Here is a 15,164-nt window from a genome sequence, read left to right on the forward strand (position 1 = left end):
GCCCGCGGTCGCAGCCGCGGCCGACTCCTTCCGATAACGGACCCGTTCGGCCGCGGCCTTCCTGGCCGCCGCCGCCGCGGCGGCGGCCTGCGCCGCCCTGCGGGCCCGCGCGGCGGCGGCCTGACGTTCCCTGGCCTGCCGTTCCAGCAATGCGTAGCGGGATTCGAGCCGCTGCAGCAGACTGCGCTGTTCGGCGGCGGACGCCTCGATGGACCGCTTCCGCGCGGCGAGCCGCATGACGATCTTCCTCTTGCCCGCGAGTGCCATGTCAGCGCTCCGGCGTGCCTCGGTGAGATCCCGACGCGCGAGCCGCAGGCCGGTGTCCGCCACACGTTGCCGGCGGGCCAGCGCATCGACCGTACCGGCCCGGTCGAGTACCTGTCGGGGGTCGCCGGTCAGCAGCAACGACAGTTGCCCGAATCCCCCGGCCCGATCCGCCGACACCGCCAACCCCCGATGTTTGTCCGCGGCCTGCCGTACAGCATCGTCAGCACGGTCGACCCGCCCGGCCGCGGCGGCCGCGGCCCGCTCGGCCTCGGCCAGCCGAATACGTTCGGCGTTGAACACCTCGGTGGCAATCGCCGTCTGACGCGTGGATTCGTCCAGCCGTACCCGGGTACCGTTGATCTCCGCCTGCAGACTCTCCAGGCTCCCCGGGCTCCCCGGGGCCGACCCGGAGGCCGGAGTCGCCGGCGCCGCCCAGGCGGATCCGGCAAACCCCCAGACAACCGGAGGCCCGGCGACGAGAATGCCGACCAGTCCGAGAACAATGGGCGCTCCGGCTTTCGGGCGCCATCCGGTCGGATCGTTCCCGGTCGGCTGGGGACCGTCGGTCGGGCCGGCGGCGGGAGTCTGCCTTGCGACGTGTTTCGAAGTTCGCTGGCCGAACCGGGATGGCGGGACAGCACGGGGACGGCGGGGCCCGGGGCGCGGTTCGCCGGCGCTATGCCAGCCCTCCGTGGGGACACTGCTCACACCGCCGGACGGTAACTCTATGCAGTTATACAGTCACGGAAGCACGCCGTGACGAGCGGAGAGTCTCCAAGTACCCACCGCCAGCCGACGAGATCGGGTCACAGGCCACCCAATTTAGCGATTTCACACGTCAGAAACAGCTAAGACATAGGTCGGGAACAGATCTTGCCGACTCTTCGGACCCGAGGATCCGGGACGAGCGCAGCGTGGCCGGGGACCGGGTGAGCGCAGTCCGCGCATCGCGCGGGGAATGACAGGAGAGACATGGACAAATTGAATTCGGGCGATACCGCGTGGATGCTCATCAGTTCCGCGATCGTGCTGTTCATGACGCCCGGACTGGCGTTCTTCTACGGTGGCATGGTCCGAGCGAAGAACGTGCTCGGAATGATCATGCAGAATTTTTTCTGCATCGGGATCGTCACGCTGATCTGGTCGGTCATCGGGTTCAGCGTCGCATTCGGCGAGGGTAACGGCTTCTGGGGCGGAATCGACTTCTTGGCGCTCCAGGACCTCTCCGGCAGCGACGGCGCGATCCCGTACGTCGTGTTCGTCGCCTTCCAGCTGATGTTCGCGATCATCACGCCCGCCCTCATCACCGGCGCGATCGCCGATCGGATGAAGTTCAGCGCCTTCGCGATCTTCATCCCGCTCTGGTCGCTGCTGGTCTACTCGCCGATCGCACACTGGGTGTGGGCGAGCAAGGGCTGGTTGTTCGAGCGCGGCGCGTTGGACTTCGCGGGCGGCACGGTCGTCCACGCCAACGCCGGTATCGCGGCGATCGTGCTGGCACTGGTCCTCGGCAAGCGGGCCGGTTGGCCGACCGGCGACTTCCGTCCCCACAACGTCCCGTTCGTTCTCCTGGGCACCGGCATCCTGTGGGTCGGATGGTTCGGGTTCAACGCGGGTTCCGCGCTGGGCGCCAACAAGGTCGCCGGGTACGCCCTACTCAACACCCAGATCGCGACCGGCGTCGCGATCCTCGGATGGCTCGCGGTCGAGCAGCTGCGCGACGGCAAGGCGACCACCCTGGGAGCCGCGTCCGGCGCGGTCGCGGGTCTGGTAGCCATCACCCCGGCCTGTGGTTTCGTCTCTCCGATGGGTTCGATCGCCGTCGGCGGCATCGCTGGCGTCGTCTGCGCCCTGGCCACCTCGATCAAGGGCAAGGTCGGCATCGACGACTCGCTCGACGTCGGTGCGGTCCACCTGGTCGGCGGTGTGCTCGGCGCCCTGCTGACCGGCCTCTTCGCCACTGTCGACACGAACGAGGCCGGCAAGGACGGCGTCTTCTACGGCGGCCCGTGGAGCGTCTTCGGGGAGCAGGCGCTCGCCGTCGGCGCGACGCTGGGCTACTCGGCCGTCGTGACGGCAATCATCGCTCTCGCCCTGAAGTACACCATCGGTCTCCGGCTGAACGCCGACGACGAGATCGCCGGCATGGACGAGGCGTTGCACGGGGAGACGGCGTACCGCTTCACGTCCATCGGCGGTAGCGGCTCGCTGCCCACGAGCAGCATCAGCCCCGTCAAGGTGCCCGAGGAGGCCCAGGCATGACCAAGCTCGTCACCGCCGTCATCAAGCCGTTCAAGGTCGACGACGTGAAGGCGGCGCTCGAGACCCTGGGCGTGCACGGACTGACGATCTCCGAGGTCCAGGGCTACGGCCGGCAGAAGGGCCACACCGAGGTCTACCGCGGCGCCGAGTACAAGGTCGACTTCGTGCCGAAGATCAAGATCGAGGTGGTCGTCGCGGACGGGGCGGTCGACGATCTGGTCGCGGCGATCACGTCGTCGGCGCAGACCGGCAAGATCGGCGACGGCAAGATCTGGGTCGTTCCGGTCGAGTCGGTGGTACGGGTCCGTACCGGCGAGCGGGGGGCGGACGCGCTGTAGTAGTGCCGGGCGTGGCAACGCCACCGCGGCACGGCTCCACCGCACCACCCGACTCCATCCATCACCGTTACCACGCACCACCCGGCACCACGCACCACCCGCGACACCGCACGATCCGGCACCACCCGAGACCACAGTTGCGCTGGTGCGCGTTTCTGTGTCCTCGGCTCGGCGCTCCGCTGGCCGTGATCGATCCAGATCCGAGATCGATCACGGCCAGACGGCCGAACGGAGGAGGACAGCCATGACGGACCGCCTGGAGATCCTCAAGGGCCGCTCCGAGCGCCTGCCCACGGCGACCGGCCCACGGCTGCGCCGCATCCTCACCGACCTCGCCGACCATGCCCTAGTCGACCTGTTCGGCGATCCCGGGCCGGGAATGGCCCTGGTGGCCGTCGGCGGCTACGGACGCGCGGAGCCCGCGTTCGGCAGCGATCTCGACCTCGTCCTCGTCCACGACGGCAAACAGAACGACATCTCCGCCGTCGCCGACGCGGTCTGGTATCCGCTGTGGGATTCGGGGGTGGGCCTCGATCACAGCGTGCGCACCGTCGACGAGGCCATCATGGTGGCCGACGGTGACCTTAAGGCCGCGCTCGGCCTGCTCGACGCCCGCCACGTCGCGGGTGACGCGACGCTGGCCACGCAACTCGCCCAGCGGGCTCGCGCCCGGTGGCGGTCCCATGCCCCGAAACGACTGCCCGAGCTCGCCGAGGCCGTCGCGGAACGGGCCGCCCGGCTCGGTGAGGTCGCGTTCCTGCTCGAACCCGACCTGAAGGAATCCCGCGGCGGGCTACGTGACGTCCATGCCCTGCACGCCCTCGCGGCGGCCTGGGTCGCCGAGTCCCCCTCCGAGCGGGTAACCGCCGCCGGTCAGGTGCTGCTCGATGCCCGCGGCGAGATCCGCCGGCTGAGTCGGGGACGAGCCCACGATCGGCTCCTGCTCCAGGACTCCGAGGCGGTCGCCACCATGCTCGGCTACGCCGACGCGCTCGCGCTCGCGCACGCGGTCGCCGACGCCGGACGCGCCATCTCCTGGACCTGGGACACCACCTGGTACCGGGTCGCGGCCGGCCTGCGGTCGGTGGCGCGGTGGCGCGGTGGCGGCCGGCGGCCAGCCCGCCGCCCCCTCGGCGAAGGGGTGGTCGACCAGGACGGCGAGGTCCAGCTCGCCCGGGACGTCGATCCGGCGAAGGACCCGGTCCTGGTGCTGCGGGCCGCCGCCGCGGCCGCACGAAGCGGGCTCCCGCTGGGCCGCTACGCCGTCGACCGGCTGGCCCGGGAGGCTCCACCGATGCCCGACCCCTGGCCTGACGCCGCCCGTGACGCGCTGGTTACGCTGCTGGCCACCGGCGACGCGGCCGTGGGGGTGCTGGAATCCCTCGACCAGGTGGGGCTGCTCGTCCGGCTCATCCCGGAGTGGGCGGCGGTGCGCAGCAGACCACAACGCAATCCCTACCACCGCTACACCGTCGACCGGCATCTGATGGAGGCCGCGGCGCGGGCCGCCGCGCACACCCGCGAGGTGGACCGGCCGGATCTGTTGCTGCTCGGCGCCCTCCTGCACGACATCGGTAAGGGCTTCCCCGGCGACCACACCGACGCGGGCATCGTGCAGATCGAACGGATCGGCCCCCGGCTGGGCCTGCCGCCCGAGGACGTTGACGTGCTTGTCGCCATGGTCCGCCACCACCTGCTTCTCGGCGAGGCCGCGACCAGGCGGGACATCGACGATCCCGGAACAATCGAGAGCGTCGCCGCGTCCGCCGGCAGCGTGCGGATCCTCACCCTGCTGCACCGACTGACTGAGGCCGACTCCCGGGCCACCGGCCCGACCGCGTGGAACGCCTGGAAGGCGCGGCTGATCGGTGACCTCGTCGAGCGGGCCCGGGCCGCCCTCGGCGGCGAGCGGGTCCCGTGTCCCCCGCACCTCGACGATCGGCAGCGTGACCTGCTCGCGCTGCCCGACGAGCACGTTGTCCAGGTCAATCCGCTGCCGGACGAGGGCATGTTCGAGATCGTGGTGGTCAGCGCCGACCACGTCGGACTGCTGGCGATCATCGCTGGTGTCCTTGCGCTGAACCGGTTGGACATCCGGCGGGCCTCGGCCCGGAGGAACGGCGGTCGGGCGCTGCTGCAGGCCGCCGTGGCCGCGCCGCACGGACGGGTACCGGAGCCGGCGCGGCTGCTCGCCGACCTGCGGGCCGCGCTCGCCGGCACCCTCGACGTCGCCGGTCGGCTCGCCGCCCGGGAACGCGACTACGCCGGGGCCAAGCGGTGGACCACGCCCGGCGCACCTCAGGTGATCTTCGATGACGACCTGGGATCGATGACCGTGATCGAGGTACGCGCCCCCGACCAGGCCGGCGTGCTGTACCGGATCGTACGGGCGCTGTCCGGGTTGCGACTCGATGTCGCCACCGCCATCGTCGCGACCCTCGGACTAGACGTGGTGGACGCCTTCTACGTGCGGGAGGCCGATGGTGGTCCGGTGGCGGACGGCGGACGGCGCCGTGAGATCGCGGACGCGATCCTCGCGGCCCTGGGACCGATGGAACCCATGGACCGCGCGGAACCGGCCGGCCGGACCACACAGACGTGATCCAGCCCGCCGGGATCCGCTCGGACCGAGCGTCAGCACCGTCGTGGGAGACGCTATGATGAGCAGGCACGTTGGGAGGCTTCGCCTAGTCCGGTCTATGGCGCCGCACTGCTAATGCGGTTGGGGGCATACACCCCCTCCGGGGTTCAAATCCCCGAGCCTCCGCATCGACCAGGCGTTTTGAACGTATGTTCGGGACGCCTGGACAATTTCAAGATCATGCATGTCTAGTCGGCGGCAGTGGCCTCGGCGGGACCACGGACGGGCGAGTCGAAACGAGGGAATCCCACGGGCCGGGGCCGTCACAGGTCATCTTCGACGGGGGCTGTCTGGTCTTTGTGGGCGCCGCGCATGGTGGGGAAGAGGACGACATCGCGGAGGGTCGGGGCGTCGGTGAGCAGGGCAACGAACCGGTCGATGCCGAGCCCGAGGCCGGACATCGGGGGCATCCCGTATTCCATGGCCTCGATGAAGTCCTCTTCGAGCATCATGGTCTCGTCGTCGCCAGCCTCCCGCAGCGCGGCCTGTTCCTCAAGCCGCTGCCGCTGTTCGGCGGGGTCGACGAGTTCGGAGTAGGCCTTGACGATCTCCACGCCGTTCACCACGACCTGGAACATGTCAAGCGCGGTGGGGTCGGTGTCGCTGCGCCGGGCCAGCGGGACTAGTTCCGCCGGGTGGTGCACGAGGAAGCACGGCTGGACGAGATCGGGTCGGACCGTCTTCTTGTAGAGCAGGTCTACCAGGCCGGCGTAGGACGGGGAGGTCCCGACGTCCAGGCCGAGTTCGGCCACCCGGGCGCGCAGAGCGGGAAGATCACGGACGACGGTGAGGTCGATGCCGGTGCGCCGCTCCACCTCGGCCCGGTAGTCGATCTCCGGCCAGTCGGTGCCGAAGTCGAGCTTGACACCCTCGTAGGTAACCGCCCGGGTGCCGAGGACGTCGTCGAGGACCGTGAGGATCAGTTCGCGGACGAAGGCCATGTTGTCGTGGTAGTCCCAGTAGGCGGCGTACCACTCCAGCATCGTGAACTCCTGGAGGTGCGAGGAGTCCATGCCTTCGTTGCGGAAGTTGCGGCCGAGTTCGTAGACGCGGTCGTAGGCGCCGACGACGATCCGCTTGAGATAGGTCTCGGGGGAGATCCGCAGGTAGAAGTCCTCACCGAGGGCGTTATGCCTGGTGATGAACGGGCGGGCCGCGGCGCCGGACGCTGCCTCTTGCAGCATCGGGGTTTCGACTTCGAGGAAGTCGTTGTCGTCAAGGAAACGCCGAATCCGCCTGATGATGTTCGCTCTGGTCTGGAAGCGTTCCCGGGACTCGGCGTTGACGAGCAGGTCGAGGTAGCGGCGGCGGTAGCGGGCCTCGACGTTGGACAGGCCCTGCCACTTGTCCGGAAGGGCACGCACGGTCCGGTTCAGCACCGTCATCTCGGAGATGGCGACGGTCCGTTCGCCGCGGCGGGTGGTGTAAAGGCTGCCGGCGACCCCGACGAAGTCGCCGATCTTCACAGCCCGGGACCATTCCTTGACGACCTCGGCACCCAGATCGGTCTTGGACAGGGAAACCTGCACCCGGCCGCTACGGTCCTGGAGATGCCCGAAGATCAGCCCGCCCATACGGCGCCACAGGACCACGCGGCCGGCGAGACGGACAGCCGTCCCGTCGGGAGCGGCTGCGGCATCGGCCGCGACCGCGTCGGTCCGGTAGCCGGACCGCGGCCCCGCCACCTCGGTTACCCCGGACTCCTCGATCGACATCAACACACCCTCTTGCCGCAGAAAGCACCAGCTAGCCACGAGGGTGGCGTTGCGTGAACGCTCCCGGGCGGGCCAGGCGACGGACCGCCATCCTGTAGATGACTGCTCCAGAGATGACTGCTCCAGCCTACCGACCCTCAGCGAACCACAGCCGGCGTAGGTCATCCTGATAGTGGTCGATCGTGGCTTCCGCGAGATGCCGGGCACGGCCAGCTCCATGATCGCGAAACGCTCGGACGCCGACGCGGCCAGGGGCCGCAGGGCTTGTTCCTTTGACGGCGGGTATCACGATTGGTGGCGGGTATCACGACAGTCAAACGCTCTTCTGCGCCTTGTTTTGTTCATATACGTCCGGACATGTTCTCCGCTGGGTTGGGTGTGACCGGGTTGGGTTCGACAGGTTGAGGTGAATAGGGTGGTCATCGCGTGAAGGTGCTGCTCTACACCGACACAGCCGGCCGTGGGGGCGCCGAGATCAGCCTGGGCAATCTCGCGGCGGCGGCGGATCCGGGCCTGGACGTCCAGGTTGCCGGTTCCGACGCCGGGCTGGTCGAATGGGTCGCCGGCCGTCGGCGCGGCGGCGCGTCCGTCCATGTCGTGCGCGGGGGGACTGGCGCGCACGTGCGGCTGCTGCGCCGGGTACGCCCCGACGTCCTGCACGTCAACCGGTGTGTGCCGTGGGCGTGCGCGCCGATGCTGGCCGCCGGTCTGGCGGCCGGAGTGGCCGGTTGCGATCTGCGGGTCGTCGCCGTCGATCAGCTTCCGCTGCGGACGACTGACCTGCCGCTGCTCCTGCGGACCAGGGCGCTGTCGCGGCGGGCGGACGCTCGGGTCGCCGTGGGAGCCGGCAGCGCGCGACGGGTGGAGGACTTCTACGTCCTGGGACGCGGTTCGGTGTGCAGCATCCCGAATGGTGTCCCCGACCTCGGCGCCCCGCCGCACCGGCCGGCCAGGCCGGGCCCGATGGTGGTAGGTAGCCTCGGCCGGCTCGATCGGATGAAGGGCTATGACGTGCTCATCGCCGCTCTGGCCACGATAGACGGGGCGAACGTGGTTGTCGTCGGTGACGGGGCCGAGCGCCGCCAGCTGATCGAACTCGCGGCGGCCAGCGGGGTGGCCGACCGGTTCGCCCTCGCCGGCTGGTCCGACGCGGCGCGCGGCGCCCTAGCCGGCTTCGACGTCTTCTGCCTGCCGTCCAGGACGGAGGGCTTTCCGCTGGCGATCGTCGAGGCGATGCTATCCAGGCTGCCGGTGGTGGCGACAGCGGTCGGCGGCGTCCCCGAAGCAGTGATCGACGGCGAGACCGGGCTGCTCGTGCCCGCTGGCGACCCGGCCGCCCTGGCCGCTGCGCTGTGCCGGTTGCGGGATGATCCGGTCCTGCGCCACCGGCTGGGGGAACGGGCACGGCAGGCGGCCGTGAGCACCTTCACCGACCGCCAGATGGCCCGCGCCTACCTCACGCTCTGGGAACGGTGCCGCTCACAGCCGCGGGCCTCTCGCCTGCGGCCCGAACCGCCGCGCCCATGACCCTGAACTGACCGCGGATTCGGGAACTGACGGAAATCCACGAACTGACCACACATCCAGCTCAGGCTTCGCCGGACCTCGTGCCCGGACCGGACCCCGCTCCGGCTCAGTGTGGCTCTCCAGTGGCGTCCGGCAGGCCGCGGCGAGCCAATGCCATCAGCTCCGGCCAGGCGGCCCGCAGGTTGCGGCGCAGCGCGGGCGCCTGCGCGAGAACGGTGCGGAGCACATCGGCGAGACGCTCGCCAGCACAGGCCTGGGCGGGTTCGAGTTCACACCATGCCGGCAGCCTCGCGCTTTCCAGCGGGCCCGAGAACTTGTCCTGGTAGCCGACCGCCAGAGGGGGGACACCCTGGCTGATCGCCGCAACCGCCAGATGCATCCGACCGGTGAGGACCATGTCCACCGCACCTACGAGTGCCTTGGCTCCGGCCGGTCCGGCGTCGGTGTGCAGCACGTGGGCACGTCCGGGTTCCCGCTCGTCCAGCCGGCGGTGCAGCCGCTCGGCGAGCATCAGATCGCCTTGTTCCCCGCGCCGGCGCCCCACCGGGCTGGTGGAGATCCGGCTCGAGCAGGAAAGCCAGCTCGGCGACCAGTTCGGCGGTGATGCCGAGCGTGGCCAGCCGGACCTGGGAGTGCGGGTCCCGCGCGCACACCCGCACATGTCCGCTCAGGCAACGCAGCGCGCGGGCTGCGGCCGGATCTGCCTGTGCCCGCCAGCTGTGCCCCAGCAGGGTGACCTGGGCGCCGGCGTGCAGGCTCAGCGCGGCCAGCTGCGCGTAGCGGACCGCGAGCTCGGCACCGTAGGCTCCGTCCAGGATGTCCGCACCGAGGATGTGGACCTCGGTGACCGATGCGAGCAGCGGAACCATGCCCAGCCACGCATCCCAGGCGGCCGCGCCCCGTGCCAGCAGCACCGGTTCCAGATCTCCTGCGGGAGCCGTCCCCAGCGTGCGCTGCCAGGATGGGGCGCCGACGTCAACGTAGCGGCAGTACGCACCGTGCCGGGCTGCAAGCGCCGCCCAGGCGACACGCATCATGGCCTCATCCCCGAGGCTGCCCCAACCGGCCGGTGGCACCAGCAGGGCTGCCGGCCGAGCGCCGCCCGCCCGCAGCTCCGTCGGGGGCCACCCCCGCTCGCCGGCAAGGTCCCGGAGCAGGGTGGCAGGGCCGCACCCGGCGCTACCCTCGTAGCTGCCACTTTCAGGAACGATTCGCCCCGGCCTGTGAGCGGCCTCGTCACCAACCACAGAGAACACCCTTCCGTCATCCCCGCCCGATTCATCGAGGAGTACCTACCCAATACCTGTGAGTGATGGCTGGCGTTGCGCCACTCGCGTTATCCTGACCCGGCCGGGTAGCGATCAGGTATGGCTGATGGGGACGTTTCGGGTATGACTGGCGGGGACGTTCCTGACGGCAACCGGGCAAGGCGGCATGCGCCGCGCGGTGGTCCGGAACCATCGGCTCAGACCGGGACCAGCAGCGCGGCTCAGGCCGGGACCAGGTGAGCACGGCACCCGCCAGGCCAGGGTGGCCGCTTCCGCCGGCTCCTGCCGGGCACCGGTGAGAGGGGTGCGTGTGAGTGCAGCGCCGCGTGCCGCGGAAGGGGGCCATGCCCGGCGAGTCGCCGGCCGCCGGCCGCCGTCGATTCACCCGCTGAATCCTCACCCCGGCGGACATCGATTCCGTTACTTTCCCGGTCGTCGGAATATCTTGTCGATGAATATCAGGGAGAGATCAATCACGGGTCCGGCTCCCCAACTAAACCTCCCGATGTCCGGTCCCCGGGCCTGGCTGAACTGTTGGCCGGCGGAGGAGACAGGAGGCTGGTAGGCACCGTGTTCTATGATGTTCTGCTGATCATTTTTCGGAACATGGAAGGCGCCGTGGCAGTCGTTTCCTCCCGGATGCGCCACCCGGTGCGGACCGTCCGCTGGATGTTCAACGGACTGTTCCAGCCGCCCGCCGGCTGGCGACGCCTATGCCTGCTTGCCGCGGTTTCAGCATTCAGCCTGGGGGCGGTCGGGCTTTGGCAGATGTCCCGAAGCCCCGGCGCCGGCCTCAGCGCCACCGACATCGCCTACGGCAGCCTGGGGCTTTTCTTCGTCCAGCCACCGGACCTGCCCAATGATGTCGGTCTCCCGATCTCCTTTGAGATCGCCCGCTTCCTGGCGCCTACGGCCACTGCTTATGTACTCGCGGATGCGCTGGTCAAACCGATGGCCGCCCTCCAGGCCACGCTGTCCCGGGGGCACGCGGTCATCTGTGGCAGCGGACCGACGGCGCTTGCCTTCGCGGAACGCCTGCGGGCCGCGTCCCGCCAGGTTGTACTGATCGATGACGCCGACAGTATCGAAATCGCGGAACATGCCCGCCGTCTAGGTCTGGTCCTGCTACGAGGAGATGCGCGTCGCGAGGATGTGTTACGGCGGGCTGGCGTGGCCCGGGCCGACCAACTGTACGTGTGTGGGACTGCGTCCGGATATAACGCTGCTGTCGTCGCGGCGGCGGAGCAGGTGTCACGCCAGCGCCACCGCCCGCTGACATGCTACGCGGAGGAGTCGGATCCTGACGTGCTCGACGCCCTGTGGACGCTTCTGCTCGGCAGGGAACACATCGGTCATCTCACGGTCGAGTTCTTCAACACCGCCCGTCTCGGTGCAGGTCTTCTGCTCGACGACGAACGGATCGCGTTCGCGCCCCCCGGTCTGTCCGTCGTGATAGTGGGCATGGGCCCGTTCGGCCGGGAGCTGCTCCTGGAACTCGCGCGGCGCCGCAGAGAGGTAGGTGCGACGTCGCGGATGCAGGTGACCCTCATCGACAAGAATGCCAGCGGTGTACTGAGGCTGCTGCAGACCCGCTATGGCCTCGTCGAGGCGACGATAGACACCACCTGCCAGGATACGGGTTCCGACGAGGTCGACCTGAACACTCTCCTGGATGGATACGCCCCGGAAGGTACCATGCAGTTGGTGTTCATCTGCTACGAGGACGAGGAACTGGCGTTACGCAAGGCTCTTGCGGTTTCCCGGCTGCCCGGACACCGCAAGGTGATCGTTCGGGTGGACCGCATGACCCCCTTCGGGCAGGCCTTCGGTAGCGGTGACGGCGCGCGACCGCTGGACATCCTCTACCGCGGCCTCACCGTTTTTCCGCTGCTGGACCGCGTCTGCGATCCCGACCAGCTACAGGATCCCCAGGTCGAACAGCTCGCCAAAGGAATACACCGGGACTACTGTCGGCGGCGGATGGAAGCCGGCGAAAGACCGGAAGAAAACCGCGCGCTCGTCGCCTGGGAAAATCTCTCGGAGGACTTTCGCAACGCCAACTACGAACAGGCCCGCGACATCCGCCGGAAACTCGATATGATCGGCTGCGGAATCGTTGCCGGCACTGTCCGGGACGATCCCTTTTCTTTCAATGTGACCGACGCGCAGCACAACGAGGTTGAAATTCTCGCGAAGCGAGAACACGAGCGGTGGATGGTCGAGCGCCAGGCTAACGGGTGGCGGTACGGACCCCACCGGGACAACGATCGAAAAACTCATCCCATGCTTGTGCCGTGGGATGGCCTTGATGCCCCTAGTCGCGAGAAGGACCGCGAGACCATCAGGCTGATACCGATGATTCTGGCCGAGGCGGGATTCCATATTGTCCGTCGCCGCAGCTGACCGGCTGACCGGCTGCAGCCACCCTCGCCCAGCGGAGTCACTATCCGCCCGCACCCGCCGCACTCACCCAACCCCCACTCCGCACGCCGGTCAGCAAAAACGAAAACACGTATACGAGGAGGCCGGGATGATCGGATTGATCTCACCACAGCAGTCCCGCCCGGCCGCGGGAGCGCGTGACTCGTCGCTCCCACGGCAGACCCACCCGTGTCCAGTACCGCAAGGCAGGTACGTCCAACTCACCTACCCGGCCACCCCTGGACCGGCAGTCGGAAGGAACCAGCTCGGTGCTGACCGACGACGTCGCGGTGGCCGTCCTTGACTCCCTCCCCTTGTCGGTCGCCGTGCTCAGCCCGGAGGGAACGGTGACCCGCCTCAACGAGGCCTGGCGCCGCAATGCCGCCACCGGGGTGGCCCTGCTCCCCGTCCGGCCGGGCATCAGCTGGTTGGCGGCATGCGACAACGCGGCCAACTCAGCGGCTCGATCAGCGGCTCGATCAGCGGCTCGGCCGGCGGCTCGGCCGGCGGAACGAGCCACAGCCCGACCCGCGACCCTGTTGGCCGCCGCGGCGCTCGCCGATCCGGCTGCCCCGGTGCGGGCACTGGCGATCCTGTCCCGGCAGATGATCGACCGACGACGCAAGCAGGCCCGGATCGAGATCCCGAAACCGACACCACATGGTTATCGTTGGCTCGACGTACGCCTGCGCCCGCTGATCCGTGGTGACGGTCTGATCGTCGTCGTCGTCGACGACGTCACCGAGCGACACCAGCGGGAGGAGGAGCTGCGGCATCACGCGTCGACAGATGCGACAACCGGGCTAGTGAACCGCACGGGGCTGCGCGCGCTTCTCGCTGCCCGACTGGCCGCGGGCCCGCCGGACACTGTGACCACCGTGGCGCCCGGAACAACCCCCGGACACGCCCTGCCAGCCGCCGCCGGCACGGCCATCACAACAGGCACGGCCAAAACCGGGAACAACCGCGGAACGGCCGTTCTCTTCCTTGACCTGGATGCATTTCGTCGAGTCAATTTCTCCTTCGGCTATCCGACGGGCGATGCCGTTCTGGATGCCGCCGCCCGCCGCTTTTCGAAGGTACTCCACCCCGGCGACCTTCTCGGGCGCTGGGGCGGGGACGAGTTCGTCATCGTCACCGGACCCGTTACCGCAGCCGAGGCCGCGACCCTGGCCGAGCGGCTCATCTCCTCCCTGGACGAACCGCTGGACGTGCACGGTCATCGGATCAGCATGTCAGTGAGCGTCGGAGTGGCCTGTCGGCCGGGCCGTCTCCGACCGGCCAGACGCGCTCACCCGAACCTGCGCTCGGTTTCCCGATCCCGGCCGACGCTGCCGAGGTGAGTGACGCCATGGTGGAGCTGGCGGGTGCGGAGGTGATGCGCACCCGGGCGATGGCACGCACGGCCGGGCGGGAGCATCATCCTTGCGACTCGCCATGAGTCGTCATGGTGGTTTCTGCGCCACCACATATTTCGACCACAACACCAAGTAGAAGAACTCCCCGTCGGCCCGTCCCGCTCCCCGCTTTTCCACGCCGTATCTTCCATACATGCGCTTCACCCTCACCGTCCTCGATGCCACCCGGAATTCCAGCACGGACGTACTACTGACCGCAGCCCCGGAAACCCCGCTCCGTGCGGTGGCCGGGGCGATGGCCGCCGCTGTCCGCCCGCATCGGCGTACTCCCACACTGGCGCGGGCCGGGCCCTCGATCAACGTCTCCGGTACCGTCCGTCCACTCGACCCGGAGGCGACCCTGGCCTCCTCGCCGCTGCGGGAGGGTGCGGTGGTGAGCCTTGATGCCGCGGTGTCCCGGCGGGTCCGCGGGACGGGTCTGGTCGACATGATGATCATCGGTGGGCCCGGGGCGGGCGACATTCATCACCTGCCGGCGGGTGAGTTCACCGTCGGCTCGGGACCCGGCTGCACTATCACGCTGGGGGGTCACAGCAGCGACGAGCCCGCGCTGACCATCCGGGTCGAGGTCGGCGGTCGGTGCACCGTCACAGCCGGTCCGGGCGCGGCCGTCGTCGGCGACCACCCATCGTCGCCTGCCGGCACCATCCTGGCCGCGGTGCGGATCGCCCCGGTGACGTTGCTGCTCGTGCGGCCCGCACCGCTCACGGTGCTGACCCGCCCGTCCGTCTCCGCTCCTGGCATGCTCGACGTCAACCGTCCGCCTCGCCTGCATCCGCTGGAGCGGGAGTCCGTCTTCGTCCTGCCGGCCGCACCCGCCGAACCCCGCCGTGTCCCGGTCCCGGTCCTCACGACGGTGCTGCCGCTCGTCGCCGCCCTAGGCATGGCTGCCCTGCTGCGGACAGTCTACGTTCTGCTCTTCGCGGTGCTGGCGCCGGTGAGCCTGGTCGCCTCCGTGGTGAGCGGCCGACGGCGGGAGGGTCGGGAGTTCCGTGCAGCCATGGCCCGCTACCGACAGGAGCGGGACGACGTCGAGGCCACTGCTCGTGCCGCGCTCGCGGCGGAATGCACCGAGCGTCATCGCAACCACCCCGATCCGGCAAGCCTGCTCGCCACCGCTCAGGGACCGACTGCGACGCTGTGGGAGCGGCGTCGCCATGACCCCGATCACCTGCATCTGAGGTTCGGCACGGCCGACCTGCCAAGCAGGGTCCGGACCACGGACCCCTCCCCTGTAGCCGTCACGCCCCGGCAGCCCCCGGCCTGGGTCGCTCCCGATGTCCCCGCCGTCATCGCTCTAGCCGAGC

The 15,164-nt window shown here is 69.3% G+C and carries 10 protein-coding genes, 1 tRNA gene and 1 pseudogene; 9 read left to right on the forward strand and 3 right to left on the reverse strand.

Annotated features, from left to right (window positions below):
* A pseudogene (locus AC08OP_RS08820) lies at positions 1 to 567 on the reverse strand (NlpC/P60 family protein); the annotation flags it as partial.
* Between the two features lie 672 nt (positions 568 to 1,239).
* Between AC08OP_RS08820 and AC08OP_RS08825 the strand changes: the two are divergent.
* From AC08OP_RS08825 to AC08OP_RS08840, 4 genes are all read left to right on the forward strand, one after another.
* Positions 1,240 to 2,529, forward strand: a complete 1,290-nt coding sequence (locus AC08OP_RS08825; protein ID WP_476613746.1) for an ammonium transporter — start codon at positions 1,240 to 1,242, stop codon at positions 2,527 to 2,529.
* Positions 2,526 to 2,867 (forward strand): P-II family nitrogen regulator, encoded by a 342-nt coding sequence (locus tag AC08OP_RS08830; RefSeq protein ID WP_011434886.1) that lies wholly within the window; start codon positions 2,526 to 2,528, stop codon positions 2,865 to 2,867. Before AC08OP_RS08825 ends, AC08OP_RS08830 begins: the two co-directional genes overlap by 4 nt.
* A gap of 244 nt (positions 2,868 to 3,111) precedes the next feature.
* Positions 3,112 to 5,469, forward strand: a complete 2,358-nt coding sequence (locus AC08OP_RS08835; RefSeq protein WP_476613747.1) for a [protein-PII] uridylyltransferase — start codon at positions 3,112 to 3,114, stop codon at positions 5,467 to 5,469.
* Between the two features lie 74 nt (positions 5,470 to 5,543).
* A tRNA-Ser gene (locus AC08OP_RS08840) sits at positions 5,544 to 5,634 on the forward strand.
* A 137-nt stretch (positions 5,635 to 5,771) separates the two neighbouring features.
* On the opposite strand, the gene lysS is transcribed toward AC08OP_RS08840, so the two are convergent.
* Positions 5,772 to 7,223, reverse strand: coding sequence for a lysine--tRNA ligase (gene lysS, locus AC08OP_RS08845; RefSeq protein ID WP_476613748.1), 1,452 nt, complete (start codon positions 7,221 to 7,223; stop codon positions 5,772 to 5,774).
* 426 nt (positions 7,224 to 7,649) lie between these two features.
* Between lysS and AC08OP_RS08850 the strand changes: the two genes are divergently transcribed.
* Positions 7,650 to 8,750, forward strand: a complete 1,101-nt coding sequence (locus AC08OP_RS08850) for a glycosyltransferase family 4 protein (RefSeq protein WP_476613749.1) — start codon at positions 7,650 to 7,652, stop codon at positions 8,748 to 8,750.
* Between the two features lie 106 nt (positions 8,751 to 8,856).
* On the opposite strand, the gene AC08OP_RS08855 is transcribed toward AC08OP_RS08850, so the two are convergent.
* Complete coding sequence (locus AC08OP_RS08855; RefSeq protein WP_476613750.1) at positions 8,857 to 9,261, reverse strand: polysaccharide pyruvyl transferase family protein; 405 nt, start codon at positions 9,259 to 9,261, stop codon at positions 8,857 to 8,859.
* 40 nt (positions 9,262 to 9,301) lie between these two features.
* Here AC08OP_RS08855 and AC08OP_RS08860 point away from each other — a divergent pair, with 40 nt between their 5' ends.
* From AC08OP_RS08860 to AC08OP_RS08875, 4 genes are all read left to right on the forward strand, one after another.
* Complete coding sequence (locus AC08OP_RS08860; protein WP_476613751.1) at positions 9,302 to 10,063, forward strand: hypothetical protein; 762 nt, start codon at positions 9,302 to 9,304, stop codon at positions 10,061 to 10,063.
* Positions 10,064 to 10,588: 525 nt separating this feature from the next.
* Positions 10,589 to 12,421: a RyR domain-containing protein gene (locus AC08OP_RS08865; protein WP_476613752.1), complete on the forward strand. Its 1,833-nt coding sequence runs from the start codon at positions 10,589 to 10,591 to the stop codon at positions 12,419 to 12,421.
* A gap of 287 nt (positions 12,422 to 12,708) precedes the next feature.
* The gene (locus AC08OP_RS08870) at positions 12,709 to 13,782 is read left to right on the forward strand and encodes a diguanylate cyclase domain-containing protein (protein WP_476613753.1); all 1,074 of its coding nucleotides are present in this window, start codon (positions 12,709 to 12,711) and stop codon (positions 13,780 to 13,782) included.
* 208 nt (positions 13,783 to 13,990) lie between these two features.
* On the forward strand, positions 13,991 to 15,164 hold a 1,174-nt coding region (locus tag AC08OP_RS08875; RefSeq protein WP_476613754.1), incomplete at its 3' end, for an FHA domain-containing protein.

This window comes from Frankia sp. CeRuru1 (genome assembly GCF_977966315.1).

What these genes read in the sequence shown, in the direction of transcription:
- AC08OP_RS08825 (WP_476613746.1), top strand. Translation starts at nt 1,240, where the DNA reads ATGGACAAATTGAATTCGGGCGATACCGCGTGGATGCTCATCAGTTCC.
- AC08OP_RS08830 (WP_011434886.1), top strand. Translation starts at nt 2,526, where the DNA reads ATGACCAAGCTCGTCACCGCCGTCATCAAGCCGTTCAAGGTCGACGAC.
- AC08OP_RS08835 (WP_476613747.1), top strand. Translation starts at nt 3,112, where the DNA reads ATGACGGACCGCCTGGAGATCCTCAAGGGCCGCTCCGAGCGCCTGCCC.
- lysS (WP_476613748.1), bottom strand. Translation starts at nt 7,223, where the DNA reads ATGTCGATCGAGGAGTCCGGGGTAACCGAGGTGGCGGGGCCGCGGTCC.
- AC08OP_RS08855 (WP_476613750.1), bottom strand. Translation starts at nt 9,261, where the DNA reads ATGCTCGCCGAGCGGCTGCACCGCCGGCTGGACGAGCGGGAACCCGGA.